Source organism: Cobetia amphilecti (assembly GCF_032923285.1).
In the GTDB taxonomy this organism is placed as follows: domain Bacteria; phylum Pseudomonadota; class Gammaproteobacteria; order Pseudomonadales; family Halomonadaceae; genus Cobetia; species Cobetia amphilecti.
The window spans coordinates 1,514,865-1,541,511 of the sequence record NZ_CP136695.1 but is presented as its reverse complement, the minus strand read 5'-3'; the positions used below and the strand labels follow the sequence as shown (position 1 = coordinate 1,541,511).

Sequence of the window (26,647 nt, the reverse complement as noted above, 5' to 3'; positions counted from 1 at the left end):
CTTTGGCCCATGGAGCACCTCACTCCCCTTCCATGCCCGCCGGCACCAGCGCAGCGGCTGCTTCCGTGCTGGGCTCGGCTGCTCCCACTCCCTCCTCAGGCAGCGCCAAGGCACGACTGACCGCCAGCGCCGCCTGAACCGCGATAGCCGTGAGCTCAACGGGCTCGTCTTGCAACGCCCTCGCGCCCAGTGCCAGCAGATGATCGCGCAGCGCGCCATTGACCTGTATCTCGACGGCATTCAAGCGCGCGACCAGTTCAGGTGGCCACCCCTTGCCGGAGAGCGTCAGCCGCGCCCAGGGCTTGCTGCCCGCGGCGATGGCCAGCACCAGCTGGGTGCGATCATTGAGCTGCTCATGCTGACGGTAATAGAGCGAGGGGCGCGACCAGTTGAGGGTCAGCGTCACGGCAGGCTGCCAGGCGTCTGGCTGGGCTGCGCCGCTTTCAGGCGTGGAGGCACGGGGGCGCAGGTCATTCTGCGTCAGCGGCGACAGCGCAGCGAGAATCTGATGGGCAGCGTCGCTGTCAGGTGCCAGGCCTCGCACCAGCGGCGCTTGCCGTGCTGAGGCGTCTTGAGCAGACGCCGCCAGCGAGATGTCCATGCGACTCAGCGGCTTGTACGCCGCGGCGTCACTGCGTAGCTCGGTGACGTCCAGCACCTCGCTGGGCGCCATGCCGCCGCGCCAATCCGGCAACCCGATATCGCGTGTCAGCTCCCAGACCGGCGCGCCATTCGCACCAGCCATGGCGGGGGAACCTTTCACGTTCGCATCCGAGGGTGACGGCACCCACCGCACGTAGCGACCCGCCAATTCAGCACTGCCCGCACCGCTCAGCTGCGTTGCCGCCGCGGGCCTGGCGCCCAGTTGCAGACTCACCTGAGCGCCATTGCCCTTCACGCTCAGCAGCGGTGACTGCGCGCTGAAGCCCAGCGCCTCAAGTGCCTTGTCCGTGGCCGGCTTGCGCGTGCGCAGTTGTGCCTCGCCCAGCTGACTCACCAGCGCCTCCACCTTGCCCTGACGGGCAGGCCAGCCGGCCAATGAGGTAATCTGCCAGTCGCCTGCGGGCCCACGCGCCAGACTCAACCAGTCCTGGCTGGCCTCTGTGCCACGCCGGATGCCGATACGCTGCGCCGAGGCGGCCACCTGCGACAGCAGCGGCAAGGGCTGCAAGATGCCTGACTGACCCGCGGCCACTGTCGTCAGCGCCTCGCTCATCAACGACTCACTTTGCCACTGGGCTAAGTCTGTCTCGCCCGTGGCGGCGCCTGAGCGCAGCGATTCCAGCAGTGACGGCCCTGCGGTGAGCGCCGTCACCGCGGCCACGGAGACCAGCGCCGTCAGTGCCCATCCCGTCCGATTGAAGCGCCCCATCAATCACCTCCCGACTGGGTAGTATCGCTCGGCGTCGTCTTGCCTGAAGCTGCCTTGCCTGAAGCTGCCTTGCCTGAAACGGCATTGCCTGCGGCTGACTTGCCCGAGCCTGTCGAAGCGCTTGTGGCGGCGTCACTCGCGGAGCGGGCGCTGTACTGTGCATTGCGCTGCTCCTTGCGCTGTACATCTCGTTCTGCGCTGCGCTGCCCGCTGGGCTGACCGTGGCCCGATAGACGCCCTGTCGACTGATAGCCCGCGCGACGGCTGGCACGATAACGGCGCCAGCAGATCAGCTCGCCGAGCAGGCTCAACGCCACCGGCAAGGCCAGCAGCGTCCACAGACGCAGCTCGCGACGCAGGGCATCACGCTCGGCATTCGCCTCACGCTGCTGACGTGACAGCGCGTCCTCGAAGTCATGCTGCATCGCCGCCAGGGCGTCGCTTTGCTGCGCGGCTTCGGCCTTGCCAGACACCGGCGTCGCGCCGAGCGCACTCAGACGCGTCTGCCAGTCATTGCGCAGCCGGGTCTCCTCGGCGGCCTGATGATCGGCCAGTTGATGCAGACGCGTCAGCTCGCGCACCTGATGGGCACGCGCGCGCAAGGCGACCAGCTCGGGGCTGCCTGCCAGCAGGTCCACGGCATTTTCCAGCCAGCGCGCATTGGCATTGAGGGCCTGTTCGCTGCCATCCGCCGCCGTGCGCCGCCACAGACGGTCACTGGCCATGTCGACATCGCTGACCACCAGCAACTGGCCACCCTTGGCGCCCGCCGCCGGCCACTGCGCCAGCACGGCCAGCCCGCCGGCCGGCGGTGTTTCCCCTGCCAGCCCCGACAGCGGACGCGGGTCCATGCGGCTGGCGTGGACACGCGCCGCCGGAATCAGGCGCGCCTCATCACTGCCACGAATCAGCCACTGCAACGGCGCGTCTTGCGCCCCTGGGCCTTTCGATGATGCGTCTGCTGCATCAGGCAGCGGCGCCAACCAGCCCGCGCTGGACATCACCAGTTGCTCGACATTGAGGTTGAGCGCGGCATCCGACAGCTGTGCAGCACTTAGCCCGAGCAACGTCGGACTCAGCGCACGCGTGCCGTCCAGCAGGCCGATCGGCAAGGCCAGCTGCGCATCCGCCACCACCTCGCCCGCGCGTGATTCAAGCCCCGCGCGCGCCAGCAACGTCGTGAGCGCCTCGGAAGCCGGCGCCGGCTGATCGAGCATTTCGGGCAGCGGGTCCACCAGCATCAACACCCGTCCGCCACGCTCGAGATAGGCCGTGATGGCCTCCAGCGTCTTGACCGGCAACAGCCGCGGCGCGATCACCAGCAACGCATCCTGATCGGCGATCGGACGCGCGGCATCATCACCGGCCGACAGCCAGTCGATGCGCAGGCGTGCATTGAGATGCTCCATCAGGCCCCAGCTGCCCAGCGCTCTGCCCTGCTCCAGGCTGGGCTGGCCCATCACCGGCAAACGCGAGACGACGCCCAGGCGCGGCGGCTCAGTGCGCGAGACTTCCTGGATCTGGCGTGTCACCTGCGCTTCCAGCCCGCCGATATCCGCCGCCTTGAGCAGCGGAATGGCGCGGCGTTCGGCGTAGGGGCTATCCACCACCAGCCCGAACAGCATCTCTTCGCCGCCCGGCAATGACAGCGCGGTCAGGCCCTGCGCTTCGAGATCCGCGAAGTCGGCACTGTCCGGTGCAGGGTCGACACGCTTGAGGCGTATCTGCGGCTCACGCGCGAAGGCGGCCAGACGCGTCTCGATCCGAGTCGCCAGTTCACGCAGCTGCGGCAGATCGGCGGCGAAGCGTTCGCTGTAGGCGAAGGTCAGCGTCACCGGTGCCTCGAGGTCATCGAGCACCGCACGACTGGCGGGGCTCAGGCTATGCTGACGCGTGGCGGTCAGATCATGCGCGCGGGTGAGCGGATTGTGGCCGTCGGCCGTCAGCAGCGGCGGCAGGCGCACGCCGGCCAGCAATAGCGCGGTGACCGCAGCCGCCAGCGCCGCCGTGACCAGCCACTGTGGCGCCTGCTTGCGTGCATGGCGCTCCTGACTGAGGCCGCGCGCCTGCAGCACCAACCCGGCCAGGGTCAACAGCAGGAAATAGCTGGCATCGAGCCAGGTCGGTCGGCCTTCACTGAAAGGCGTCAGATGCGCCGGCAAGCTGATCAGATCGAGCAGCTGCACCCAGTGCGGCGCCAGATGCTGAGCCAGCTGGCTCGTCACCGCGGGTGTGCCCGGCAGCATCAGCGCCAGGCCCAGCACCAGCGCCCCGAGCCACGCCGACAGCGCAGAAGGCGCGCGCACCGCCAGCGCCTGACCGAGACTGGCCAGCGCCATCACCAGCAGCGCCATGCCCAGATAGCCGCTGAGCATCAGGCCGAGATCCGGCGTGCCCAGCCAATGGATCAGCACCACCAGCGGCGCCGTCATCGCAAGCCCCAGCCAGCCCAGCACGCTGGCACTGATCAGGCGTGCGCTGGCCAGTCGCCATGACCCCAGTCCGAGGCCGGACAGCCATTCGAGCAGGCCGTTGGCGCGCTCTTCCGGCCAGCCGCGCAGGGCCAGCAGCGGTGTCCACAGCACCAGCAACCAGGGCAACACCTGCCACAGCGAGCCAAGATCGGCGCGATCACGTGCCAGCAGATCACCCACCTCGAAGGCCCCCAGCGGAGCCAGCACCGCCATCACCACCAGCAGCGACCAGCTGGCGCCCTGAGTCAGTGCCTGATGCAGGTCACGGCGGACCAGCGCGAGAACGGCCCTCATGACGACACCTCCTGATCTGCGCGCGGTGTCTGCTTGCGCATCGGCAGCGGCGAGGGCTGCTCCGCCATGCGCGTCACCAGCTGGCGGAACGCGACCTCGATATCGCCCCGTTCGTGGACGCATTCATCGAGGCGGATTTCCATGTAGCTGCACCAGCGTGCCAGCGCGGGGCGCGGGTCCTGGTGGAGGCGCCCGGCCAGGCGCAGCACGGCGCCGGTCGAGACCACCAGCGGCGACTTGTCACGCGCCATGGCATCGCCGGGCTTGACGGGCGTGATGGCCGCCACGCCCGGCAGGCGCGAGACACTGGCCAGCTCGCGCTCGCTCAGGGCCCTGCTCAGCGTCACTCGCCATACCGGCAGGCTGGAACTCGCCCCATACCCCGCGCCGTAGCGCGAACGGCTGCCACCCAGGATGCCTTCGCTGACGGAGGTCGCGGCCAGCGCCTCCGGCGTGTCATCGAAGCCCAGCTGGCCATTGGCCATGACCAGCACGCGGTCACAGATACGAGGCACTTCCTCCAGCAGGTGGGTGGAGACGATGATCAGTCGCTCGCGACCCAGCTCACGAATGAAGGCGCGCACGCTGTCCTTCTGCAGCGGGTCCAGCCCATCGGTGGGCTCATCGAGCAGCAGGATGTCCGGGTCATGAGTCAACGCCATCGCCAGTGCCACACGACGCCGATAGCCTTTGGATAACACAGCGCACAATTGATTGGCGAAAGGCGTGATATCTAGGCGATCCATCAATGCCGCAAGGCGATCATTGCGCACCTCGCGCGACAACCCATGCAGACCTGCCACGCACTCGAGACTCTCGCGCACCGTCAGCTGCGGCCACAGGGGCGCACCCTCCGGCAGATAGCCGATACGACGCTTGAGGCGATTGAGCTGGCGCTGACTGGCGCGGCCATCGAAGGCTTCGCCTTCCAGCTCCAACTGGCCCTGGGTGGCGGCGAGCGTGCCCGCCAGCATGCGCAGACTGGTGGTCTTGCCGGCACCATTGGGCCCCAGCAGACCGATGACCTCACCACGCGAGGCCGTGAAGGTCAGCCCGGTGACGGCCTGTTGCTGGCCGAATTGACGCCCGAGCCCGCGACTGACCAACAACGCCGGGGAAGCGGACGGATCGTCAGACGCGCGCGCGGGAGCTGCAGCAGAGCGAGCTGCCACAGGGCGAGTCGCAGCAGAGGGCGTCGCGCCAGAGGGAGTCGCGGCAGAAGATGACGCAGAGGTCGTGTATGGGTCCTGCAAGATACCCGCTCCTTGTACTTTTCTTGATAGGGGCAATGCGCTGCCGAGGCTGATGGTTCCGGCAGGTGATCACGAGGCCGGAAGATAACCGTGGCCCCGGCAGTTAACCGTGACAGATGACAATGCAGCGCACAGGGTAAGCGGACAGCCTGCGCTCGCCAAGCAGGAGTGCGCGCACAGTCGCCACTCGCGCGGTTATGGCGTCTATTCCGCCCTTTGCCGGCCCTCAAGGCAGGTCTCGGCGCCGATCTTCTCGATCATTACATCCGCCCGCGCCCCTGATTGGCGCCATCCGGCCAACGCGACCTGATAGCGGAACTAGCGCCGGCGCTGATACCCGAGCTGAACGACTATCCCTAAGTCTAAGGAAAGCCTGATATGCTGGGCGAATGACAGGCACGCGCTGTTGTCAGAGCGCCTGCTGGCCGGCCGTCTGCCCGCCAGAGCCTTCACACGTTGAGCCTTCTCCCGCTGAGCCTTCATTCGCTGAGCCAATATTTCACCTTGCTGGACAGGACCCCTCGATGCCCAAGCATGACAAGCAGTCCGCTACTTCCTCGCCGTCTTCCAGGCCGCGTCGCGATACCCGCCTGCGCAACGGCCTGTTCTGGGCCTTGCTGGCAGCGGCCTTGATCACGGGCTTCTGGCTGGCCTGAGCCAGGCCGCCGCGGCAGTTCACGATGGGCGGTCGCGCAACGCTCGTCAGACGCTGACCAAAAGCCTCACCAGACAGACCGCAACACTCACAGGACAAGGGCGGAAATGAGCGAGACTACTTCATGAACGACATGCTGGCGCTGTTCGTCGCGACCCTGAACGTCACCGTTCCGGTCTTCGCGATGGTATTTCTGGGCCTGGGCCTCAAACGCCTCGGCTGGATCGATGACACCTTCATCGGCACCGCCTCATCACTGGTGTTCAAGGGCACCATGCCGGCGCTGGTCTTCCTCTCCATCGTGCGCGCGGACCTGGATCACGCCCTGCGCCCGGGCATGCTGACCTATTTCGCGCTGGCGACACTGGGCACCTTCCTGCTGCTGTGGGGCTGGGCGATCCTGCGCGTGCCGAGAAAGGAACGCGGCGAGGTGGTCCAGGGCTCGTTTCGCGGCAACTGCGCCATCGTCGGGCTGGCACTGGCCGCCAATCTCTATGGCGATCTCGGCCTCTCGATGGGCGGCATCCTGATGGGCGTCGTCATCCTGTCCTACAACATGCTGTCGGTGGTGGTGCTGTCGAGCTATCTCGGCGATGGCCGCACCAGCTGGAGTGGCATCGCGCGCGGCATCATCACCAACCCGTTGATTCTCGGCGTGCTGGCCGCCCTGCCCTTCGCGGCATTCAGCTGGCAGCTGCCCGAGTGGCTGGAGACCTCCGGCGACTACTTCGCGCGCATGACGCTGCCGCTGGCATTGATCTGCATCGGCGGCACCCTGTCGATGCGCTCGCTGCGTGAAGGCCGCAAGCTGGCCCTCAGTGCCAGCCTTATGAAGATGATCAGCGTGCCGCTGCTGGCGACCACCGTCGCCGTGCTGCTGGGCTTCCGCGGCACCGAACTCGGAGTGCTGTTCCTGTTCTTCGCCTCACCGACGGCGGCGGCAAGCTTCGTGATGGTGCGGGCGATGGGCGGCAATGACCGCCTGGCCGCCAACATCATCGCCATCAGCACCCTGATGGCGGGCATCACCATCACGGCAGGCATCTTCGTGCTCAAGCTGAGCGGACTGGTCTAGCAGCAGCGGTCTGATCAAGCAGCAGTCTGGCAGCATGCCACAACGAAACGCCCCCGCCAGTGCAGACTGGCGGGGGCGTTTCGTTGTGGCTCAATGGTTGTGGCTCATGACAGCCGCGCGTGACTTACGCCAGCTCCGCCGGGCTCACGAACTGGTGCAGATCCGCCAGGCCGGCGGCCCAGACATCGGCGTCCAGCCAGGCGAGACTTGCGGTGGCAAAGGCCAGCTGGGTACTGCCGGGGCCATCGACCAGGGCGCTGGCCAGATTCGAGACCAGCGGATTGTGGCTGATGATCAGCCAGTCGCGCGGCTCGCGCCCTTCAGAGGTGGGCGGTACATGGGTCTGCAGCCAGTCGAGCACCGGCGTCAGCGGGTCGTCCGGGGTGATGATCTCGAGCGTGGTCTGCTGCTCACCACTCAGCTCCAGCGCCGAGGAGATCTCCTGGGCGGTCTGCTGGGCGCGGGTAAACGGACTGACGACCAGCGTCAGCCGCGCACGACGCTCGGCGGGCAGCTGATGGGCCAACCAGCGACCGATGCGGCGCGCCTCTTCGCGGCCATATTCACTCAATTCGCGGCTGGGGTCCGGCGTGCCGGCCTGGGCCTCACCGTGACGCATGATCAGTACACTCATGACATTCTCCTGAAAAGATGACTGCCGCAGCGCAAGCGCTTCATCACTCGCTTTGTCGCTGCGGCCGATGACCAGGGACTCGCCAACCGGAGCGTTGCACGAGTCAGACAAGGGGATGGCGAAACACGCTCCATCACCCGCTACCTGCTATGAGTCCTCAGGAGCCGTCGGGTTCCAACTGCCGCGCCTGCTGCACCGACTCACGCGACAGCACGAATTCCACATCGCTGGATTGCTCACCGCCCATCAGCGCGCGGGCCATGTGATGCGGGTCGACATTCTCGAACAGCACCTTGGCCATGCCACTGACCAGCGGCATGTAGATGCCCAGCCGCTCGGATTCATCCTGCACCAATCGCACGGTGTTGACACCCTCGGCGACCTGCCCCAGCACCTCGACCGCCTGGTCGAGGGTGCGCCCTTCTCCCAGCGCGTAGCCGACCCGATAGTTGCGCGACAACGGCGAGGAGCAGGTCACGATCAGATCGCCCACGCCGGCAAGGCCGAGGAAGGTCATCGGATTGGCGCCCTTGGCCACCGCGAAGCGGCTCATCTCGGCCAGCGCACGGGTCATCAGCATGGCGCGGGTGTTCTCGCCCATGCCCAGGGCCGCGGCCATGCCGGCCGCGATGGCGTAGATGTTCTTCAGCGCCCCGCCCAGCTCGACGCCGTAGCGGTCATTGCTGGCGTAGACACGGAAATAGTCGCAACCGAAGGCCGTCTGCACGCGAGCGCGGGTGTAGGCATCATCGGAGGCGATCACCGTGGCCGTCAGCTGCCGCTGGGCGATCTCGGCCGCCAGATTGGGGCCAGACAGCACGCCGATATGCGCGAAGCCGGTTTCCTGCTCCAGCACCTCGCTCATCAGGGTGAAGCCTTCGCTCTCGATGCCCTTGGTGGTGGCCACCAGAATCTGCCCTTCACGCAGGTGAGCGCGCGCCTGACGGACCACCGTGCGGAAGGCCTTGGAGGGAATCGCCACGCACACCAGATCGGCCTCGGCCAGTGCATCGGCCATGTCGGTGGTAGCACGCACCGAGGCATTGATCTCGAAGCCCGGCAGATAGCCCGAGTTGCGGTGCTGGGTGTTGACCTCCTCGGCCTGGCTGGCATCACGCATCCACTGGGTGACGCTGGCACCGTTGTCGGCGGCAATCGAGGCGATCGCGGTCCCGAAGCTGCCGCCACCCAGCACGCAGACATTGAGTCCCACCGCCTGTGGGGTCGTTTCGCTTACCTCGCGATCACGAATGGCCCGACGAGGTGAAGGGGTAGTGGCAGACATGCTGACTCCTTGGATGACGATGTGCTCAGTGAATGGCAGGCATTGTACTCATAGTTTGTCAGAGAATGCTGAACAAGAGATGTCTGCGCAGACCTCGTGGCCAACGCAGGGGGCTGCGCCTGGGGGGGCGCGCCTGAGTGACGCGCCTGCCACGCGCGCCTCGCAAGCAATCGACCGGCATGCACCATCGATACGCATGAACTCTCGATATGCATGAATTCTCGATATGCATAAAAAACCGGCAATTCCTGCCCCCTGAGGCGCAGAAATTGCCGGTCTGTTCAGCACTGGCGTGATGGCGGCAGACTTGCCCCATCACGCCGAGGCGTCAGATCACAGCGTCTTGAGGGCCGTGATCATGTCGCCGACCACCTTCTGACCATCGCCATACACCATGCGTGTGTGGTCAAGATAGAACAGGTGGTTCTCGACACCGGAGAAGCCGGAACCCTGACCGCGCTTGATCACCAGCACGTTGCGTGACTGGTCGGCGTTGAGGATCGGCATGCCGTACAGCGGGCTTGAGGCGTCGTTCTTGGCGACCGGATTGACCACGTCATTGGCACCGATGACCAGCGTGACGTCGGTGGTCTCGAAGTCGTTGTTGATCTCGTCCAGGTCCGCGATCATGTCGTAGGGCACGCCGGCTTCCGCCAGCAGCACGTTCATGTGACCCGGCATGCGACCGGCGACCGGGTGGATCGCGAAGCGCACTTCGACGCCACGCTCACCCAGCAGCTCGACCATCTCCCAGACCTTGTGCTGTGCCTGTGCCACCGCCATGCCGTAGCCCGGCACGATGATGACGCGCTCGGCGAAGGCCAGCTGCACGGCGGCGTCCATCGGATCGGAAGCCTTCATGCTACCCTCGATCTCGCCCTGCTCGACACCTGATGCGCCCCCGAACTGCTTGAACAGCACGTTGCGGATCGGGCGATTCATGGCCTTGGCCATCAGCTGGGTCAGCAGCGTACCGGCCGCCCCGACGACAGTACCGGCGATGATCATCGCGGCATTGCCGAGCACGAAGCCTTCCATTGCCACCGCAAGGCCGGTCAGCGCATTGAACAGCGAGATGATCACCGGCATGTCAGCGCCACCGATGGGCAGTGCCAGCATCGCGCCGAACAGCAACGCGAGCGCGAAGAACACCAGCACCAGCGAGCTTGATGGTTCCACCGCCGCGATCACGACGCCCAGATAGACCGTCAGACCCAGCACGATCATGTTGATCAGCTGCTGACTCGGGAAGTTGAACGCCTTCTTGAGACGCCCGTCCAGCTTGGCCCAGGCCACGATGGAACCGGAGAAGGCCACCGCACCGATCATCGCCCCGAGCACGCCCAGCCACAGCGCCAGCGAGCCGTGCTGCTCGATCAGTGCCGGGTTGTCGCTCATGCGCATCAGCTCGACCGCGGCGATCGCCGCTGCCGCACCGCCGCCCATGCCGTTGTAGATGGCGATCATCTGCGGCATGTCGGTCATCTCGACCTTGTTGCCGGAGTACCAGGCGATACCACCACCGATCACGATGGCCAGCAGCATCAGGCCATAACGGCCATCAATCTGCGGATGCAGGAAGGTGAGCAGCGTAGCCACGACCATCGCGATACCGGCCCAATGGATGCCGCTGCGTGCCGTGGAAGGATGTGACATGCGCTTTAGGCCGAGGATGAAGACCACCGCCGCCGCGAAATACCCTGTTTCGACCAGCCAGTTCATCAGCGAGCCTCCTTGTCGTTGATGCCATTGGCAGCGTCTGTGCCCTTGCTGCGATCACTGGTCTTGAACATTTCCAGCATGCGCTCGGTGACCACATAACCGCCGACCGCGTTGCCGGCGCCCAGCAGCACGGCGATGAAGCCGATGAACTGCTGCATGCCGGTCTCGGCCTGACCGAGGGCGATCATCGCCCCGACCAGCACGATGCCGTGGATGAAGTTGGAACCGGACATCAGGGGCGTGTGCAGAATCACCGGCACGCGCGAGATGACCTCGTAGCCGACGAAGGCCGCCAGCATCAGGATGTATACGGCAGAAAGTCCTTCGATCATGCGGCGTCCTCCGCGCGAGCGCGTACGTCATCGTGGGTGATGCGGCCGCCTTCGGTCAGACGCATCGGGCCGAGCACCGCATCCTCGAAGTCCAGCGTCAGTTCGCCGTCCTTCATGAAGGGGGTCAGCAGGTTGAAGAGGTTCTTGGCGTACATCTCGCTGGCATTGACCGCCAGGCTCGAGGCCATGTCCAGCGGGCCGAGTACCGTGACGCCGGCGTGCTCGACACGCTTGCCGGGCTCGGTCAGTTCACAGTTGCCACCGCCTTCGGCGGCGAGATCGACCAGCACGGCGCCGGGCTTCATGCCCTCGACCATCTCGCGGCTGATGATACGCGGCGACGGACGTCCCGGAATCGCGGCGGTGGAGATCACCACATGCGCATCGCCCATGTGACGTGCCAGCGCATCGGCCTGCTGGGCACGCTCGTCATCGGTCAGCTCGCGGGCGTAGCCGCCCTCGCCGGAGGCATCGACGCCGGTATCGATCATCTTGGCGCCCAGCGATTCGACCTGCTCACGCGCGGCAGCACGGATGTCATAGGCCCACACCTGGGCGCCGAGACGCTTGGCGGTCGCGATGGCCTGCAGGCCCGCGACGCCGGCACCGACCACCACGACACGCGCCGGACGCACGGTCCCGGCGGCAGTCGTCAGCATCGGGAAGAACACCGAGGACTCATTGGCCGCCAGCAGCGCGGCGTGATAGCCCGCGACACCCGCCTGCGAGGACAGGGCGTCCATGCTCTGGGCGCGCGAGATGCGCGGCACGAATTCCATGCACAGGCTGGTCAGCCCCTGGCTGGCAAGCTTGCTGATCAGCTGCGGGTTCTGGTACGGCGTCATCAATGCCACCACCACCGCGCCTTCACGCAACTCGCTGATCTGTGACTCGCTGGGCGTACGCACGCACAGCACGAGATCCGCCGCGGCACGCGCCGCCGCGATATCGGCCTCGGCGACGACCGCCACCCCGGCCTGGGCGGCGTAGGCCGCATCGTCGAAGTGTGCATGACGTCCGGCACCGCTCTCCACGTGCACGATGGCGTCGCTGGTGTCATTGACGCTGCTGTCGAGGTGACGCGCGAGCTTGCCGGCCGTCACCGGGTCCAGCGCGACGCGGCATTCCCCGCGCGCCAGTGTGCTGCTCACGCCATCGTCGGGTGTCACCAGGTCCGGTGCACGCATCTCGCGCACGACTAGAATATTCAGCATCGCGCACCTCGTTTCACGTCCGTGTTCATGCCTGAGGCTGCCAGCCTTGAAAGGTTCATGGCGTCGTTCCTGTTGAGCGCTGATTCGCGCCATCCTGCCTGCCGGAGGCGCTTTCAGCGACGTTATTGCCTGTCACAGGTGAGACTTGCCTGAATCGCAAGCCGTGACTCACGCATGGCCAGAAGGCCTGACATCACCCGCGACACGATGAGTGTCCAGCATCAGTCTTTTCTTGTCGGTGCATCAGGGTCAAGCGCTGCATTGCAAAAAAAGCAATAAAATCAAGCATAAAGCTATCGTTATGGCAGCCATAACAGCTGCCTTATGCTGACAGGCGCCTTGCGACACTACCAAGTGACTGATTTGCAATGAGTTTACAAAAGGCACCCCACCAAGAATAGCTCAGCTTTGTGTTATGCATCGCATAATCTCGAGCTTATGGCTGCCACAGTGCCTGCCATGAAAAATGGGATACCGCCGCAGCAGTATCCCATTTTCATGACGATGACTTGAGTGTCAGCGCGTGTTTCCCGCATTGCGCCAGGCGGATGTCCGGCCATGGCTTGCGCTGTCAGCGAAGCAATTCAGGCCCCTTCAATGAGAGCCGCTCTGGCAGAACCGCTCAGGACGAGCAGCTCATGCAGATCGGCGCTGCATTCGCCGCCGGTGGCCGTGTCCAGTCATCGACGAGCTCGGCATCCACGCCCTGCGCCTGCCCCAACTCCAGCGCCGCCTCCAGACTGCCCTCCTCGGGGCGGAAGAAAGGCGCCGTCAGACGCTGACGCAAGGCCTTGAGCGAAGTGTCATCGCCCTGCTCGACCCGTGCGATCACCTCCAGCAGCAGATGCGTGCGCGGCACATAGAGGGGATTGCAGCCGAGCATGGCCAGACGACGCTGGCGTTCATCCTCGGCGGAGAGCCCGATGGCCATGACGCGCGCCTGATAGCGCTCAAGCCACGCCGAGGCTTCATCGCGCGCCTGGGCCGAGTTGCCATGCGGCCCACGCTCACCGGCCAGGCGCACGACCAGCGTTTCCGGCATGGGCTGCGTGACATCCCAATGACTGAGCAGGCGGTAGGCATGGGTGTGGTCGACCTTGCCGGCCGCCAGCAGCTCGCGCCACTGCTGCACCAGCGTCATGTCCTCATCGCGCGCATCCGGCAACCCGAGACGCGCGCGCATCAGGCGGGCATATTCACGCTGCAACTCGCCCTCGTAGGCGCCCAGCGCGGCGGAGAGCGCTTCGACATCGATCAGCGGCGACAGCGCGATCCCCAGTCGCTCCAGGTTCCATAGCCCGATGCCCGGCTGCTGGGCGAAACCATAGCGCCCGGCCTGATCGGTATGATTCGGCACCAGATTCTCTTCATAGCCATCGAGGAAGGCGTAGGGCCCGTAATCGAAGGTCAGCCCCAGCAGCGACATGTTGTCGGTGTTCATCACCGCATGCACGAAGCCGTAGGCCTGCCAGGCCGCGATCAGCTTTGCGGTGCGAGTGATCACTGTCTCGAACATGGCCAGCGCAGCGGTCACACGCACCTGATCTGCAAGGGGCTGGTCTGCAAGGGGCTGGTCTGCCGCTGGCAGACGCTCAGACAGACATTCTGAAAAGTGCTCCCGCAGGGCGTGATCGATCAGCGTCTTGAGGTCTTCATGTCGGCCGGAGTGGGCCAGCCACTCGAAGTGCCCGAAGCGCAGGTGGCTCTCGCAGACGCGCAACACGGTAGCGCCGGGCTCGACGGTCTCGCGCTGGACCCGCTCGGCATTCACCGCCAGTGCCAGCGCGCGGCTGGTGGGAATGCCCAGCGCGGCCATGTACTCGCTGGCCAGATACTCGCGCACGCTGGAGCGCACCACCGCCTGACCATCGCCGAAGCGCGAGTAAGGCGTACGCCCGGCGCCCTTGAGATGCAGATCGAAGGTCTTGCCGTGATCGGTCTCAAGCTCGCCGAGCAGAATGCCACGCCCGTCGCCGAGCTGCGGGTTGTAGTGACCGAACTGATGGCCAGTGTATTTCTGGGCCAATGCGTCCATGCCCGGCAGCAACTGCTCACCGGCCATCAAGAGGCGCAGCTGCTCGAGCCCCTCCTCGCTGGAGGCGTCAGAGGTCAAGGCCGCCTCCAGCCCCAGCAGGCAGGCGCAGTCAGGACTCACATCGGCAAGGCGCGTGCCTTGTCGCGGCTGCGGGGCGACACGCGTGAAGAAGTGCTCCGGCAGGCGGGCATAGCGATTGTTGAAGCGCAGCGCCGCCAGGTCGTGCACGTGCGCGGTGGGGGTAGGGGCAAACTCACTCATCAAGAGGCTCCGTCGGGCCGCCGGGGGTCGGCGACTCGCTGGGGGAAGAAGTGGACGCGGCGGCGTCGCTCGGGGTCAACAGGCTGCGCAGGCCGCCGGAGGGTCGCCCGGGCGGCAGCTTGCTGGCCATTTCATACAGCTTGCGCGCCGTCGTGTCGGTGCGTGCCTGACGCTTGAGCGCCTGCAGGGCATCGTCGGAGTCCCGGGCATGGCCCAGGTGCTGATCATGAGCCAGGTGCTGAGCATGACTGGTAGGGTCGCCCGAGGCTGGTGCCTGATCGCGCGCGCCAGCCGCGGGCGACACCGCGGCAGACGTGCCCTCAAGCGAGCTCTTCTCAAGCGAGCTCTCATGACGGCGCAACAGCAGGCGCTTGCGCGGCGTCAGCGCCAACTCCGACAGGCGTGCCTTGCCCCACCACGGATGTGGCGCCTGCACACCATGCGTGGACTCGCTCAGCCAGGCCTGCGGCAGTGCCTCGAGCAGAGGGAAGCGCTCACTCTCGCCCTGCGCCTGCCACCAGTGACTCAGGCGCTCATTGAGCACCAGCAGCTGGCGTGCCCGCGTGGCGGCGGTGTAGCTGAGATTGGTGACCAGCACCTGATTGGGCAATTGCTGGCGCGCGCTTGGCAATGCCAGATCATCGGCCAGCACCACGCAATCAAATTCGAGACCCTTGGCGCGGAACACCGTCCCCAGCATGACCGTGGGCAGCTCGATCGACTGCCCCCGCGAGTGAGCACTGACGATGGCGGCCTGCAGGTCGCCATCGTGCTTGCGCAGCTCACCGATCCATTGATCGAGTGGCGCCTGGGCATACCAGGAGGCCAGCTCATGCAGGCTGCGCGCCTGATGATCATCGAGACGCGTCAGAGCTCCCAGCACCTGCGCCGGGGTCTGACCGAGCCGTGTCAGGGAGGGGGGCAGCAGTCGCCACCACTCACGCTGACTCGCGCTGTCGCCCTGCTCGGCCATCTGATGTGCGCGCCAGAGCCGCCAGTGATCCAGCAGCCCCGCCAGCGGATAGCCTTCGATGCCGTCCAGCCAGGCCACCGCGATGCCGCGCTGATGCAGTGACAGCGCCTCCCCCAGCGCCGCCACCGGGCCGGCACTGATCACCGCATGGCGCTTGCCGGAGTGCAGCAATGCCTCACGCACCGCGGGCAGCGCCAGACGGGTCACCGGGCCGAGGCCGCTCATGGCCTGCTCGCGGGCGGTGGGCGAACAGGCCGCCAGCCGCGTGCCCAGCGCCGCCAATGCCGGCCCGAAGCGCCAGGCGCCGGGCAGCGAGTAGACGGTGGCATCGGCCAGCAGCGGCGAATCCAGCGAGCTCATGCCTTCCACCTGACGCGACAGGCTCTGATGCGGGTCGCCGATCAGCAGCAGGTCGCAGCGCTGGCGACGCAACATGGCCAGCAACGCTGGCGTGGCGTCCTGCGCCTCATCCAGCATCACCAGGTCGGCCTCCAGCGACTGGCCATGCTGCGACCACAGCTTGAGCAAGGCGTTGAACGAGAGGCTCTGCTGATGATCGGCGGGGTCCAGCAGACACTCCCACACCAGCCGCATGCTCTCGACCAGCTGGCGCAGCTCATTGGCGCTCAGCCGTTGTGCCACGCCTTCAGGCAGATGCTCCGGCATCGGCACCGCGTCGCTCTCGGCGAAGAAGGTGTTCAGGCCCTGGGCGATCAGGCTGCGCGACTGACTGGAAAGACTGCCCAGCCAGCTGAGGCTCTGCGGCGCCAGACGGCGCGTGATGTCGGGCTGCCGCTTGAGCTTGTCGCCGTACTCCTCCATCAAGGCCTGGCGCGCCAGCTGATGCAGCGACAGCGACTGGACATTGGCGGGCAGCTGACTGGCGGTCCGCCCGGCCACCGCCGGGTTGAGCGAGGTGTAGATGAGGGTCTCGTCGGCGTAGGTACGCGCCAGCTCGACCATCAGCACGGTCTTGCCGCTGCCGGCACAGGCACGCACCACCACGCAATCGCTGTGCTCGGCGCTGTTGGCCGGCGTGCGATCGCGCAGGCGCGAGGGAAAGGGATGGGCGAGAATTCGCCGTTGATCATTGCTCAGATGCATGGCGGCATGATCCCCCCTGTCAGCGCGGGGGGCAAGACCTTCGCTGCGCGATCATGGCTAGGACAGGGCGCCATTGGCCGCGAGGCGCTCACGCACGGTACGCATCAGGCCACGATTCCAGCGCAACAGATCATAGAGCGTGGTGAAGTAGGCGTTGCCCCGCGTCGAGTAGGCACTCAACGTCGGGATGAGGTCTTCGGCGCGCACCGGCTGGCCCGCGTTACGCAGACGCCCGCGCAGCTCACGTAGCTCGGCGTAGCTGCGCTGGGAGTTGAGGTTGTCGAAATAGGCGGCGATGCCGGCCTCCAGGCTCTCGAAGCGCCGATATTCACGCCCCGGCGGCCCGATACCGCAGCCGCGCGAGAAGCAGCGCATGCCGAACAGATTGTTGCCCTCACGGGCATGGCCCGATGTCCCCCAGCCCGACTCCTCGATGGCCTGCACCAGCACCATGTCCAGCGGCAGAGTATCGATGCGCAGCAGCAAACGCGTCCAGCTGACGCCGATGTCCTCGCGCGTGACGTCACAGGGCAGATTGGCCTGATCACACAGGCCATTGAGGCGCTCCTGCTCGCGCTCGCTGTAGTCACGCCCTCCGTCACCGGCGCGCTTGCGCATCGCCAGCAACCAGTCGTGTTGCTCGGCGATGCGCTGGTTCTCGGCCACCACCAGCGGAATCATCAGCTCGAAGAATGCGACCTTGCGCTGGTTGCCCGCGGGATAGGGCCGCAGGTCCGGCATCTGATGGGTCTTGTCACGAGCCAGCAGCTCATCATCCAGCCGCGCCGCCTGCGCCATCGAGCCCAAACCCATCGCCAGCAGCAAGGCGGCGCTGATCAGACGGACAGGGCTCAGGCGCCACGGGCGCCGCGGCCAGGTCCACGCAGACAGGCATGGCAGGCCACGCACTCCGCCAGTCAGCCAATCCGCAGAGAAAGGTAGGTAAGTCATGTGCTGCGCTCATCGAGAGGGATGCAGTAGCAAGACGCGAGATACCATCAGCGTATCTCATGAGGCTGCATGAAACCCTAAAAACGCGTGGGCGAGAAGATGGCGCGGCCGGCCAAGCGAGGAAAGACACGGCAAGCCCTGTCGTTTGTCACCGACAGACCGCCAGGCGATGCCCGCCTTTCGCGCCACTGACGCGGCGCGCTCTCTGTGCTCTCTACGCTTCCTCCCCTTTTTCTTTTCCCCTTTCCCTTTCCCCCTTCCTCCCTTCCTACCCTGCCGCCTTCCTACCCTGCCGCCTTCCTGACCTGCACACCTTGTACCTCGCATTGGACGCTATCGCTGACGACACACTCAACGCAAAACGCCCCCGCAGCATAGGCTGCGAGGGCGTCGTTGCGGACATGCTTGATCAAGCCAGTGGCTCGATCGTTCCGCCGTCTCAGGCGCTGAGCATGCTGTTCAGGCGGCGCACGTAAGCGGCCGGGTCTTCCAGCGCACCGCCTTCGGCGATGATGGCCTGATCGAGCAGCACGTGTGCCAGATCGGTGAAGTAATCGCCTTCACCGCCTTCCAGACGCGTGACCAGGGCGTGCTCCGGGTTCAGCTCGAGAATCGGCTTCACTTCCGGCAGCGGCTGACCAGCGGCTTCCATCATCTTGCGCATCTGGTAGCCCATCTCGTGCTCCGGCAGCACCACGCAGGCCGGGGAATCGGTCAGACGGTGCGTGATGCGCACTTCCTGAACGTTCTCGGCCAGCGCTTCCTTGACGCGCTTGACCAGATCTTCCTTGGCCTTGGCGGTCTCTTCCTGGGCCTTCTTCTCTTCTTCGTTCTCGACATCGCCGAGATCGAGATCGCCCTTGGCGACATCCGCGAAGGACTTGCCGTCGAACTCGGTGAGGTGGCTCATCAGCCACTCGTCGATGCGGTCGGTCAGCAGCAGGACTTCGATGCCCTTCTTGCGGAAGATCTCGAGGTGCGGGCTGGACTTGGCGGCATTGAAGCTGTCGGCGACCAGGTAGTAGATCTTGCTCTGGCCTTCCTTCATGCGCTCGACGTACTGGGCCAGTGACTGGTCCTGGGTCGCGCTGTCGGTCTCGGTGGTGGAGAAGCGCAGCAGCTCGGCGATCTTCTCGCGGTTGGCGAAGTCTTCCGCCGGGCCTTCCTTGAGCACGGAGCCGAACTGGTTCCAGAAGGTCTGGTACTGCTCGGGGTCCTTGGCCAGCTTCTTGAGCATGTCCAGGCCACGCTTGGTCAGCGCGGACTTGAGCTTGTCGACCTGCGGGTCCTGCTGCAGCAGTTCGCGCGAGACGTTCAGCGACAGGTCGTTGGTGTCCAGCACGCCCTTGATGAAGCGCAGGTACAGCGGCAGGAACTGCTCGGCGTCGTCCATGATGAAGACGCGCTGCACGTAGAGCTTCAGGCCACGCGCGGCATCGCGCTGGTAGAGGTCGAACGGCGCACGGCCCGGCACGAACAGCAGGCTGGTGTACTCGAGCTTGCCCTCGACCTTGTTGTGGCTCCAGCTGAGCGGGTCGGAGAAGTCATGCGAGACGTGCTTGTAGAAGTTCTTGTACTCCTCGTCGCTGACCTCGGACTTGGAGCGCACCCACAGCGCGGTGGCGGAGTTGGCGGTTTCCCAGTGGACCTGTTCGTTGCCTTCCTCGTCCTTCTCGACGCGCTTCATGCGCACCGGCAGTTCGATATGGTCAGAGTACTTGGTGACCAGGTTGCGCAGACGATGATCGTCAGCGAACTCGATGGCATCGTCCTTGAGGTGCAGCACGATCTCGGTGCCGCGCTCGGCGCGCTCGATGTCGGCGACGCTGAACTCGCCTTCGCCACGCGAGGTCCACTCGACGCCCTGGTCAGCGCCCAGGTCGGCGCGACGGGTACGCACGGTGATCTCGTCGGCGACGATGAAGCCGGAGTAGAAGCCAACCCCGAACTGACCGATCAGACGCGAATCCTTCTGCTGGTCACCCGACAGGTTCTTCATGAACTCGGCGGTACCGGAGCGCGCGATGGTACCCAGGTTGGCGACCACATCGTCACGGCTCATGCCGATGCCGTTGTCACGCAGGGTGATGGTCTTCGCCTCGGCGTCGTGCTCGATCTCGATGCGCAGTTCGCTGTCGTTGCCGTAGAGGGCATCGTTGTCCAGCGCCTGGTAGCGCAGCTTATCGCAGGCATCCGCCGCGTTGGAGACCAGCTCGCGCAGGAAGATCTCGCGGTTGGAATACAGCGAGTGAATCATGAGGTGAAGCAGCTGCTTCACTTCTGTCTGGAAGCCATGCGTTTCGGTGTGAGTGGCGGTCGTCATCGAAAAGGACCTCTATGTCGTGGATGCCTGAAAAGAAGATTCGCGGTGGCCAGAGCGCCCCCGCAACAATGGAACCGGCTCGCCGACGCCTGCCTTTCTTGGGCGGCAGATCGAAGGAAGCACTCGTGGATCAGATATGGGGCAAGGGTGAGGGATTTCAAGGCACTAGCGACAGATGATTGCGCCATACGCGCCAAGCATGTGCCACAGCAACACCCAAGCGGCTCCCTGGGGTAGCAACGAAAGGAGCCATCGAAAGGAGCCAAGGAAGGAAGCCAACGGAGAGGTAGCCATCAGGGAGGCGCTTTCTAGTGTGACGCTTGCGGAGCAGACATCGCCTGCCCATCACGGGGAGGCGAGTGATTCCAGCACGAAGTGCATGCGCGCGCTGGCAACTGGTTGCTCGCGGGATTTCTGCCAGGCACTGACGCGCACATTGGTCATGCGGCGGCCTTCGCGCATCACTTCACAGTCGATGCGCGTCACCTGATCGCCGCGCGCCGTGGCCAGATAGTCGATGGAGAAATCGATCAGCTTGGGCAGGCGCGCTTCACGACCACCGCGCCCATGCCGCCTGAGCACCTCAAGCGTCGCGGCGGTTTCCATCGCTGCGGCCAGCACGCCGCCATGCACCGCCGGCAGCATCGGGTTGCCGACATTGTCGGGCATCGCCGCCATGGAATAGCTCAACGCCTGCTCAGGATGCAGCTCGACATCACTGGCCGCGCCCGCCTGCTGCCCGTCAATGGCACACAGCCCAAGCCCGATTGCCTGCGCGTAGGGCAGACTCGCCAGCAGCGCCGCCAGGTCATCGTGAGTGCGCTGCCCTTCGACGAAACGTCGCGCACTGAACAGGCCACGCGGGTCCTGGGCATCGCGCGGCGCCTGCGGCTCGGTTTTCTCGTCTGCTGGCTGTGCAGCCTGTGCTGACTGCCCCAGCGGTTCCGACTCGTGTATGGAAGGATTCGCGGGGGCTTGAGCATTGGCCGCCGCCAGCAGCGCCTCGGCAAAGCCGCTGGGCGTATTGCGCTCACCGAGTCTGACGAAGTTGCCGATCGCACGACACAGGATCTTGCCCGGCTGCTGCCAGATCTGCGCCTCGGTAAACACCATCGATTCCGTGACCCGCAGCACGCGCGCCTCGCCCACCAACGCCAGGCCCTCGACGCCGGGTCGGTAGTGATCGAGGCGCAGATCCAGCGTCGGGCAGACTTCCGGTGCCGATAACCCCGTGAGCACGGCACTGCCGCACAGCGTATCGGCGAACATGGTCAGCACACCGCCATGCACCAGCCTGCGGTGCGGATCGCCGATCAAGGCCGGTTGCCACGGCAGCTGCATGCGGATGGCCGGCGCGGCGACCTCCTCGACCCTGACGTTCAAGCGCGCCGTGTGCGGAATGAAGCTCAGGAATCCGGTCAGCGCCCGCGCCCAGCAGGCGTCATCCAATACGCCACCCGCAGCCGGCACGTCAGCGGGATTGACGGCCAGTCCCAGCAGGCTCTGTGGCACTACATGCATCACATCCACAGCGGCATCGCCATCAATGCGAGGGAGACCAGATAGCCGACGCCCCACAGCAGGGAGCGCAACGGGGCGATATTGGCCAGATAGCAGCCCCAATAGCCTAGACGCACCAGCACGAAGATCACCGCCAGCGTGGTCGCGATGGGCGCGCCCGGCGCGGTGATCACGCTGACCAGCACCCCGGCGGCAAACAGCGGAAAGGCTTCGATGGTGTTCTGGTGCGCGGCGAGCGCGCGGGCCCCGAAGCCCGTCAGTTCACGCTGCTGTGCGCGCGGATCGTGGTTCTCGTAACGTCCGGTTCGATGTTGCGCCCAGGCGACAGGCACCTTGGTCAGCACCAGCATCAGTGCGGCAAACAGCAGGCAGGCATAGATCAGCATGCAGAATATCCTTGAAAGGCGTTGTTCAGGGCGTTGCCACAGCGGCGCGTCTCGTTTGTGAACAAACGGTGCGCCGCCCTGTGATAAACGGCAGATCAGACACTGACGGCACGCCAATTCAAACTGGTGTTTGATAGCGTGTCACGAGCATGGCAGGGTCGCGGCGTCCCTGCCATGCGGCCAATGGCCAGTGCCAGCATCAGGGCTGGTAGAGGAATGGAGTTTCCACGCTGCACGCCTTCAGGGAGTCGGCGGCTCGGAGGGATCAGGTTCGGGAATCTCGCCACGCCACAGGCGATAGTCGGCCAGCGCATCATCGAGCTTGCCGAGCAACCAGGTCACGATCACCAGATCATCGAGAATCCCCAGCCCCACCAGCAGATCCGGAATCAGATCCAGCGGCGAGACCAGATAGATGAAGGCGCCGGCCGCCAACCCCAGCGCCTTCCACGGCACCGGGCGATAACGTCCACTCACCACGTCGCGCAGCAAGGGCCCCATGGTGCGCAAGGCGGCGCCTGCCTTGCCCAGCACATGTCGGCGGCCAAACAATCGCGTCAACCATAATGCCTTGCCCATAGTGGACTCCTCACGGGTAGCACAAATTTCATTCACTGAGCTTTTCATCTTCGCGGCAGCACAGCCGCGATATCACTCTCGGATAATTCACTATCAGTATCAGATGGTGCTGTTATTCAGCGCCGACCACTGCCACGATAGCCACTATCGTTACTGAATCGGCAACCCCTGATAGCCAATATCGGGGCACTTGTTCAACATCGGGGCACTGAACCGCCACCACAAGGTCGCAGCCAGCCCACGCCCCCTTTACCGACAGTCGCAGGAGTCCCAGGTGACACCAGGCAAGCAAACACTCCGATCCCGTGGCAGCCGTCGCTTCGCGGCGCTGCGGCACCTCACCGGCCTAGGCCTGCTGTTGGGACTGAGCCTGCCCCTGCAGGCCGCCACTCCCAGTGACCAGAGCTTCCGCGCCGCCTTCGATGATGCGCGCGCCAAGCGTTTTGACGAGATTCAGCAGGTCGCCGTCAATGGCCACGTGCTGGAGGGCTACATCGAATATCACCAGCTCAAGGCCCGCCTGCCGTACGTCACCGCCGCGGAAGTGCTGTCCTTCATCGAGCGTCATGCGGACTCGCCGTTGGCCGAGTGGATGCGAGGCCAGGCGATCTCCGCCTACGGGCGTACCGGCCGTCATGATGCCCTGCTGGAAGTCAGCGATGGCGTGCCGGCCGGCGCGCAGCGCCAGTGCTATTACTACACGGCGCAGCTGAGCAATGATGTCGCGAGCGCATCGCAAGGCGGCCTGAAGCTCTGGCATGTCTCCGGCTCGCAGGACTCGGCCTGTGACCCGCTGTTCTCGGCGTTGCGCAAGCGTGGCGTGATCGATGATCAAGCCATCTGGGAGCGCGCCATGCTCGCCTGGACTGCCGGCCAGGGTGGCATGGTCAGCTATCTCGAGCGCCAGCTGCCCAACAGCTGGCAGCGGGCCATCGCGGCACGCGAGCAGCTGGAGGGCAACTTTGCCGCCATCACGCGCCTGCCGACCAACCTCGGTCACGGCGGCCATGCCTTCGCCGCCTTGAGCGTCGCCGCCATGCATGGCTTCGTGCGTGCCGACACCGAGGCCGCGCTGGAAGCCTGGCGCAAGGTGAATCCGCACATGCCGATGAGTGATGAACAGCGCCACACCGTCGAACGCGACCTGGCCTGGTATTCACTGGTACGCGACATCCCCAACAACCGCGGCTGGGTCGATCAGCGCCTGACCATCCTCGATGACGAGGAGCTGTTCGATCTGCGCATGCGCAACGCGGTGCGCGATGGCGACTGGCCGCAGGTGCGTGAATGGGTGTTGAAGATGCCGGACCGCTTCCGCAACGAAGCCCGCTACCAGTATTGGCTGGGGCGTGCCGATGACAGCCTGGGTCGCCCGCAGGAAGCGCGTGCTGCCTGGACGCGCGCCGCGACCGAGCGCAACTTCTACGGCTTCCTGGCCGCCGACCGTATCGGGCAGGCGTATTCGCTCAATCGCGATGACCAGGACTTCTCCGACGCGGAACTGGCCGAGGTCGCCGAGACGCCGGCCGTCAAGCGTGTCAGGGCGCTGATGAACATCGACGAGATCGGTCTGGCTCGCTCCGAGTGGTTCAACGCCGTCACCCAGGCGGATGACGCCGATGCTCGCCGTCTGGCAGCCTATGCACTGCAGCAGAAATGGTATGACCTGACCGTCTTCGCCACCATCCGCGGCCAGCTGTGGGATGGCCTTTCCTGGCGCTTCCCGCCGGCCTGGCAGCAGGACTTCCAGCGCTTCGGTGCCGATGCCGGCGTCGACCCGTGGATGCTGATGGCACTCGCGCGTCGCGAGAGCGCCTTCAACCCCACCGCCACCTCGCCGGTGGGCGCACGCGGCCTGATGCAGCTGATGCCGGGCACCGCCGCTCAGGTCAGTCGCGGCCTGGGCCTGCCCACGCCCAGCAACGCGGCGCTGGGTGATCCGGTCACCAATATCCGTCTTGGCAGCACCTATATCCGCGAGATGCTGGACCGCTACTCCGGCAACCGCCTGGCCGCCGCCGCGGCCTACAACGCCGGGCCGGGACGCGTCGATCGTTGGCTCGCCGACACCCCGGGCGAATACGACCGCTTCGTCGAGCGTATCCCCTTCAAGGAGACCCGCGAATACGTCAAGGCCGTGCTGGCCTACCGCGTGATCTTCGAAAGCCTGGCCAAGGGCACCAGCGAGGGCGTCAAGGTGGTCAGCGACCGCGAAGTCAGCCAGCGCTACACCACCGCCCTGGTGGATCGCCGCTGAGCCGAGCAGCAGCATCCAGCAACGAAAACGCCAGCCCCAAGGGGCTGGCGTTTTCGTTTCCATGGCATCAGGACCCATGGCATCAGGGCCCATGGCATCATGGTCCATGGCGACAGAGCTCATTGCGCCCTTCAGCCATTCTTTCAGCCATTCGTTCAGTCAGTCATCGCGACGTGGACGAATGGCGGGCGAGGACCCGGACTGGCTCTCGCCCTTGGCTTCGCCCGGTCGCGAGGCAGCCACGCCATTGCCGAACGGCGCCTTCTGCTGAGGGGTATACCGTCCCAGCGCCTCGGCATAGCTCAGGGGTCGCCCTTCATCGCTCCCCTTGCCCTTGCCACGCCAGCCCTGGCGCTTGCCGGGAGCGCCCTGGGGCTGTGGTGCGTCGTCATGGGCCTGAGATTCCGCATGGGAGCGAGACGCATGGACCTGTGCAGCATGGCGCTGAGACGCCCCCTCGCCTTCAGACTCGCTGCCCGGGTATGCCTGCGACACCACCGGCTCCGATGCCGCTCGGCCGGAATAGGCCAAGGGCTGGGAGCGCGTGACGCGCGGTGTACGCATCAGTCGCACCATCAGCCAGACCGCCAGTGCCCAGCAGAGCGTGCCCAGCACGCCATAGACGATCATCGCCCAGACATTGCCGGGGCGGTGGCCGGCATTGATGATGATCACACGCGACAGATCGATGTCGGGCCAGCGCTCGGCCAGCAGGGAGCGCTCATCGCCCGGCAGGTCCGTCTCGGCGTGCAAAACGGTGCCGAACAGGCCATCGGGGAACTCGATCAGCGGCGGCACGTTTTCCAGGCTCTGCACGGAGTCGGTTCGCACCAGCACGCCCATGCGCTCGATGCGCGGCCATTCTTCCGAGGGGATGCCATCGATGCCCCCGAAGGCGCGGGACAGACCGGCCAGCTCCAGCAGATAGGGGTTCATGTCAGAGATGACCGGATAATAGAGCGTCTCGATGCGGCGCCCCCCGTCTGCATTGGCATCGAGGCGGAAGGTCTCGGTGTGCTCGCGATAGACCGCCCAGTGATTGCGCAGCGAGACGAACTGATTGACCGGCAGGTTGCCCTGCTCCACCGACTCGAGATTCAGCGTTTCGGGGCGCGTGGTCACGCGCCCGACCCAGCGCCCCTCATCGATGGCGTACAGCCAGGCCGCTATCCCGGCGACCACCAGCACCACGGCACTCAACCCGCCCAGGCGGCGACGAAGGGTATGTGAAAGACTCATCCGATTGCGTTCCCTGCCAATGCCAGCCTTGATGGGCCGGTCTTCATGTCATGAATGCAGCACTGTACCGCTGCTGTCGTTGGCTCGGGCAGGCGTCAGCACCGGCCCGGGCATCATTGTTGTTCGAGCCGTGCTGCCAATCGATTGCTCTTGTCGCAGTAGCGTTGCCGCAGACGCAGGATCTCCAGAGAATTCGAGGACAGGGCATCCAGCACGTAGCGGTTGCAGGCCTGCTCGGCTTCTCGATGCGCCGCTTCCAGCGCCTTGCGCGCCTTGCGCTCTGCCGGCGTCATGCCCGCATAGGGGTCGCGCCGGGGCTTGAAGGTCGCTGCGGCCTTGCAATACATGGTGCGGGTGTCGATATGCGCCGCCCGCCCCCGGCGCTGCAAGGCATGACAGGTCTCGACGAACAGTCGGCTGGCCATGCGCGAGCACTCGCGCTGCTCGACGGCGGTACCGGTCTTTTCCAGATGTGCACAGACCGATTCATCATCGATGCGCCACAGCTGGTGGCGGAAGTCGATGGTGTAACCGTAGTAAAGCACCCGTACCTGCTGTACGCGGGAATCGTAGACATCACTGATATCCCGAGCCTCCAGGTGCGTGACGACCTTGAGAAAGGCCGCCAGTGTCAATGTCACAGGATCCATGTGTCATCAAGGATACGAACCGTCATCCCATGCGCTCCGTTGCGATGTTGGCAGTGGC

Annotated in this window: 20 protein-coding genes; 3 read left to right on the top strand and 17 right to left on the bottom strand. The window is 65.4% G+C overall.

Annotation, left to right across the window (positions count from 1 at the left end):
• Positions 1–19: 19 nt before the first annotated feature.
• From R1T44_RS06600 to R1T44_RS06590, 3 genes are read right to left on the bottom strand one after another with little or no spacing between them, the layout of a single operon-like run.
• Entirely contained in the window at positions 20–1,372 is a 1,353-nt protein-coding gene (locus R1T44_RS06600; RefSeq protein WP_153635319.1) for a hypothetical protein, read from the bottom strand.
• Positions 1,372–4,140, bottom strand: a complete 2,769-nt coding sequence (locus R1T44_RS06595) for a Gldg family protein (protein WP_286987341.1) — start codon at positions 4,138–4,140, stop codon at positions 1,372–1,374. Before R1T44_RS06595 ends, R1T44_RS06600 begins: the two co-directional genes overlap by 1 nt.
• Positions 4,137–5,393, bottom strand: a complete 1,257-nt coding sequence (locus tag R1T44_RS06590; RefSeq protein WP_172978626.1) for an ABC transporter ATP-binding protein — start codon at positions 5,391–5,393, stop codon at positions 4,137–4,139. Before R1T44_RS06590 ends, R1T44_RS06595 begins: the two co-directional genes overlap by 4 nt.
• Before the next feature lie 524 nt (positions 5,394–5,917).
• On the opposite strand from R1T44_RS06590, the gene R1T44_RS06585 reads away from it, so the two are divergent.
• Together R1T44_RS06585 and R1T44_RS06580 are read left to right on the top strand one after the other, a co-directional pair.
• Complete coding sequence (locus tag R1T44_RS06585) at positions 5,918–6,049, top strand: hypothetical protein (RefSeq protein WP_263643036.1); 132 nt, start codon at positions 5,918–5,920, stop codon at positions 6,047–6,049.
• A gap of 123 nt (positions 6,050–6,172) precedes the next feature.
• On the top strand, positions 6,173–7,123 hold the full coding sequence (locus R1T44_RS06580) for an AEC family transporter (protein WP_043335541.1): 951 nt from the start codon (positions 6,173–6,175) through the stop codon (positions 7,121–7,123).
• 124 nt (positions 7,124–7,247) lie between these two features.
• Here the strand turns inward: R1T44_RS06580 and sixA are convergent, their stop codons facing one another.
• The 12 genes from sixA to R1T44_RS06520 all read right to left on the bottom strand — a co-directional run bounded on the left by sixA (position 7,248) and on the right by R1T44_RS06520 (position 22,443).
• A complete protein-coding gene (gene sixA / locus R1T44_RS06575; RefSeq protein WP_054554945.1) occupies positions 7,248–7,757 on the bottom strand; it encodes a phosphohistidine phosphatase SixA in 510 nt (169 codons plus the stop codon).
• A 157-nt stretch (positions 7,758–7,914) separates the two neighbouring features.
• The gene (locus R1T44_RS06570) at positions 7,915–9,042 is read right to left on the bottom strand and encodes an NAD(P)H-dependent glycerol-3-phosphate dehydrogenase (protein WP_317292780.1); all 1,128 of its coding nucleotides are present in this window, start codon (positions 9,040–9,042) and stop codon (positions 7,915–7,917) included.
• Between the two features lie 333 nt (positions 9,043–9,375).
• A complete protein-coding gene (locus R1T44_RS06565; protein ID WP_043335534.1) occupies positions 9,376–10,764 on the bottom strand; it encodes an NAD(P)(+) transhydrogenase (Re/Si-specific) subunit beta in 1,389 nt (462 codons plus the stop codon).
• Positions 10,764–11,096 carry an NAD(P) transhydrogenase subunit alpha part 2 gene (locus tag R1T44_RS06560; protein WP_043335532.1) on the bottom strand — a complete coding sequence of 111 codons (333 nt, stop codon included), beginning with the start codon at positions 11,094–11,096 and terminating at the stop codon, positions 10,764–10,766. The genes R1T44_RS06565 and R1T44_RS06560 overlap by 1 nt, the downstream gene beginning before the upstream one ends.
• Positions 11,093–12,310 carry an NAD(P) transhydrogenase subunit alpha gene (locus R1T44_RS06555; protein ID WP_287020023.1) on the bottom strand — a complete coding sequence of 406 codons (1,218 nt, stop codon included), beginning with the start codon at positions 12,308–12,310 and terminating at the stop codon, positions 11,093–11,095. Before R1T44_RS06555 ends, R1T44_RS06560 begins: the two co-directional genes overlap by 4 nt.
• Before the next feature lie 622 nt (positions 12,311–12,932).
• A complete protein-coding gene (locus tag R1T44_RS06550; protein WP_317292779.1) occupies positions 12,933–14,606 on the bottom strand; it encodes a protein adenylyltransferase SelO in 1,674 nt (557 codons plus the stop codon).
• The gene (locus R1T44_RS06545; protein WP_286987329.1) at positions 14,599–16,683 is read right to left on the bottom strand and encodes an ATP-dependent helicase; all 2,085 of its coding nucleotides are present in this window, start codon (positions 16,681–16,683) and stop codon (positions 14,599–14,601) included. Before R1T44_RS06545 ends, R1T44_RS06550 begins: the two co-directional genes overlap by 8 nt.
• A gap of 57 nt (positions 16,684–16,740) precedes the next feature.
• Positions 16,741–17,634: a glucosaminidase domain-containing protein gene (locus R1T44_RS06540; protein ID WP_317292778.1), complete on the bottom strand. Its 894-nt coding sequence runs from the start codon at positions 17,632–17,634 to the stop codon at positions 16,741–16,743.
• Positions 17,635–18,073: 439 nt separating this feature from the next.
• A complete protein-coding gene (gene htpG / locus R1T44_RS06535; protein WP_107335276.1) occupies positions 18,074–19,957 on the bottom strand; it encodes a molecular chaperone HtpG in 1,884 nt (627 codons plus the stop codon).
• 345 nt (positions 19,958–20,302) lie between these two features.
• Positions 20,303–21,478, bottom strand: a complete 1,176-nt coding sequence (locus R1T44_RS06530) for a PaaI family thioesterase (RefSeq protein ID WP_286987325.1) — start codon at positions 21,476–21,478, stop codon at positions 20,303–20,305.
• On the bottom strand, positions 21,478–21,864 hold the full coding sequence (locus R1T44_RS06525) for an MAPEG family protein (protein ID WP_286987323.1): 387 nt from the start codon (positions 21,862–21,864) through the stop codon (positions 21,478–21,480). The genes R1T44_RS06530 and R1T44_RS06525 overlap by 1 nt, the downstream gene beginning before the upstream one ends.
• A 240-nt stretch (positions 21,865–22,104) precedes the next feature.
• The gene (locus R1T44_RS06520; RefSeq protein WP_107335278.1) at positions 22,105–22,443 is read right to left on the bottom strand and encodes a YkvA family protein; all 339 of its coding nucleotides are present in this window, start codon (positions 22,441–22,443) and stop codon (positions 22,105–22,107) included.
• Positions 22,444–22,717: 274 nt separating this feature from the next.
• On the opposite strand from R1T44_RS06520, the gene R1T44_RS06515 reads away from it, so the two are divergent.
• Positions 22,718–24,700 carry a transglycosylase SLT domain-containing protein gene (locus R1T44_RS06515; protein WP_286987321.1) on the top strand — a complete coding sequence of 661 codons (1,983 nt, stop codon included), beginning with the start codon at positions 22,718–22,720 and terminating at the stop codon, positions 24,698–24,700.
• Positions 24,701–24,859: 159 nt separating this feature from the next.
• Here the strand turns inward: R1T44_RS06515 and R1T44_RS06510 are convergent, their stop codons facing one another.
• The gene (locus tag R1T44_RS06510) at positions 24,860–25,939 is read right to left on the bottom strand and encodes a hypothetical protein (protein WP_286987320.1); all 1,080 of its coding nucleotides are present in this window, start codon (positions 25,937–25,939) and stop codon (positions 24,860–24,862) included.
• 113 nt (positions 25,940–26,052) lie between these two features.
• Positions 26,053–26,589: a hypothetical protein gene (locus R1T44_RS06505; protein ID WP_043335517.1), complete on the bottom strand. Its 537-nt coding sequence runs from the start codon at positions 26,587–26,589 to the stop codon at positions 26,053–26,055.
• Between the last annotated feature and the right edge of the window lie 58 nt (positions 26,590–26,647).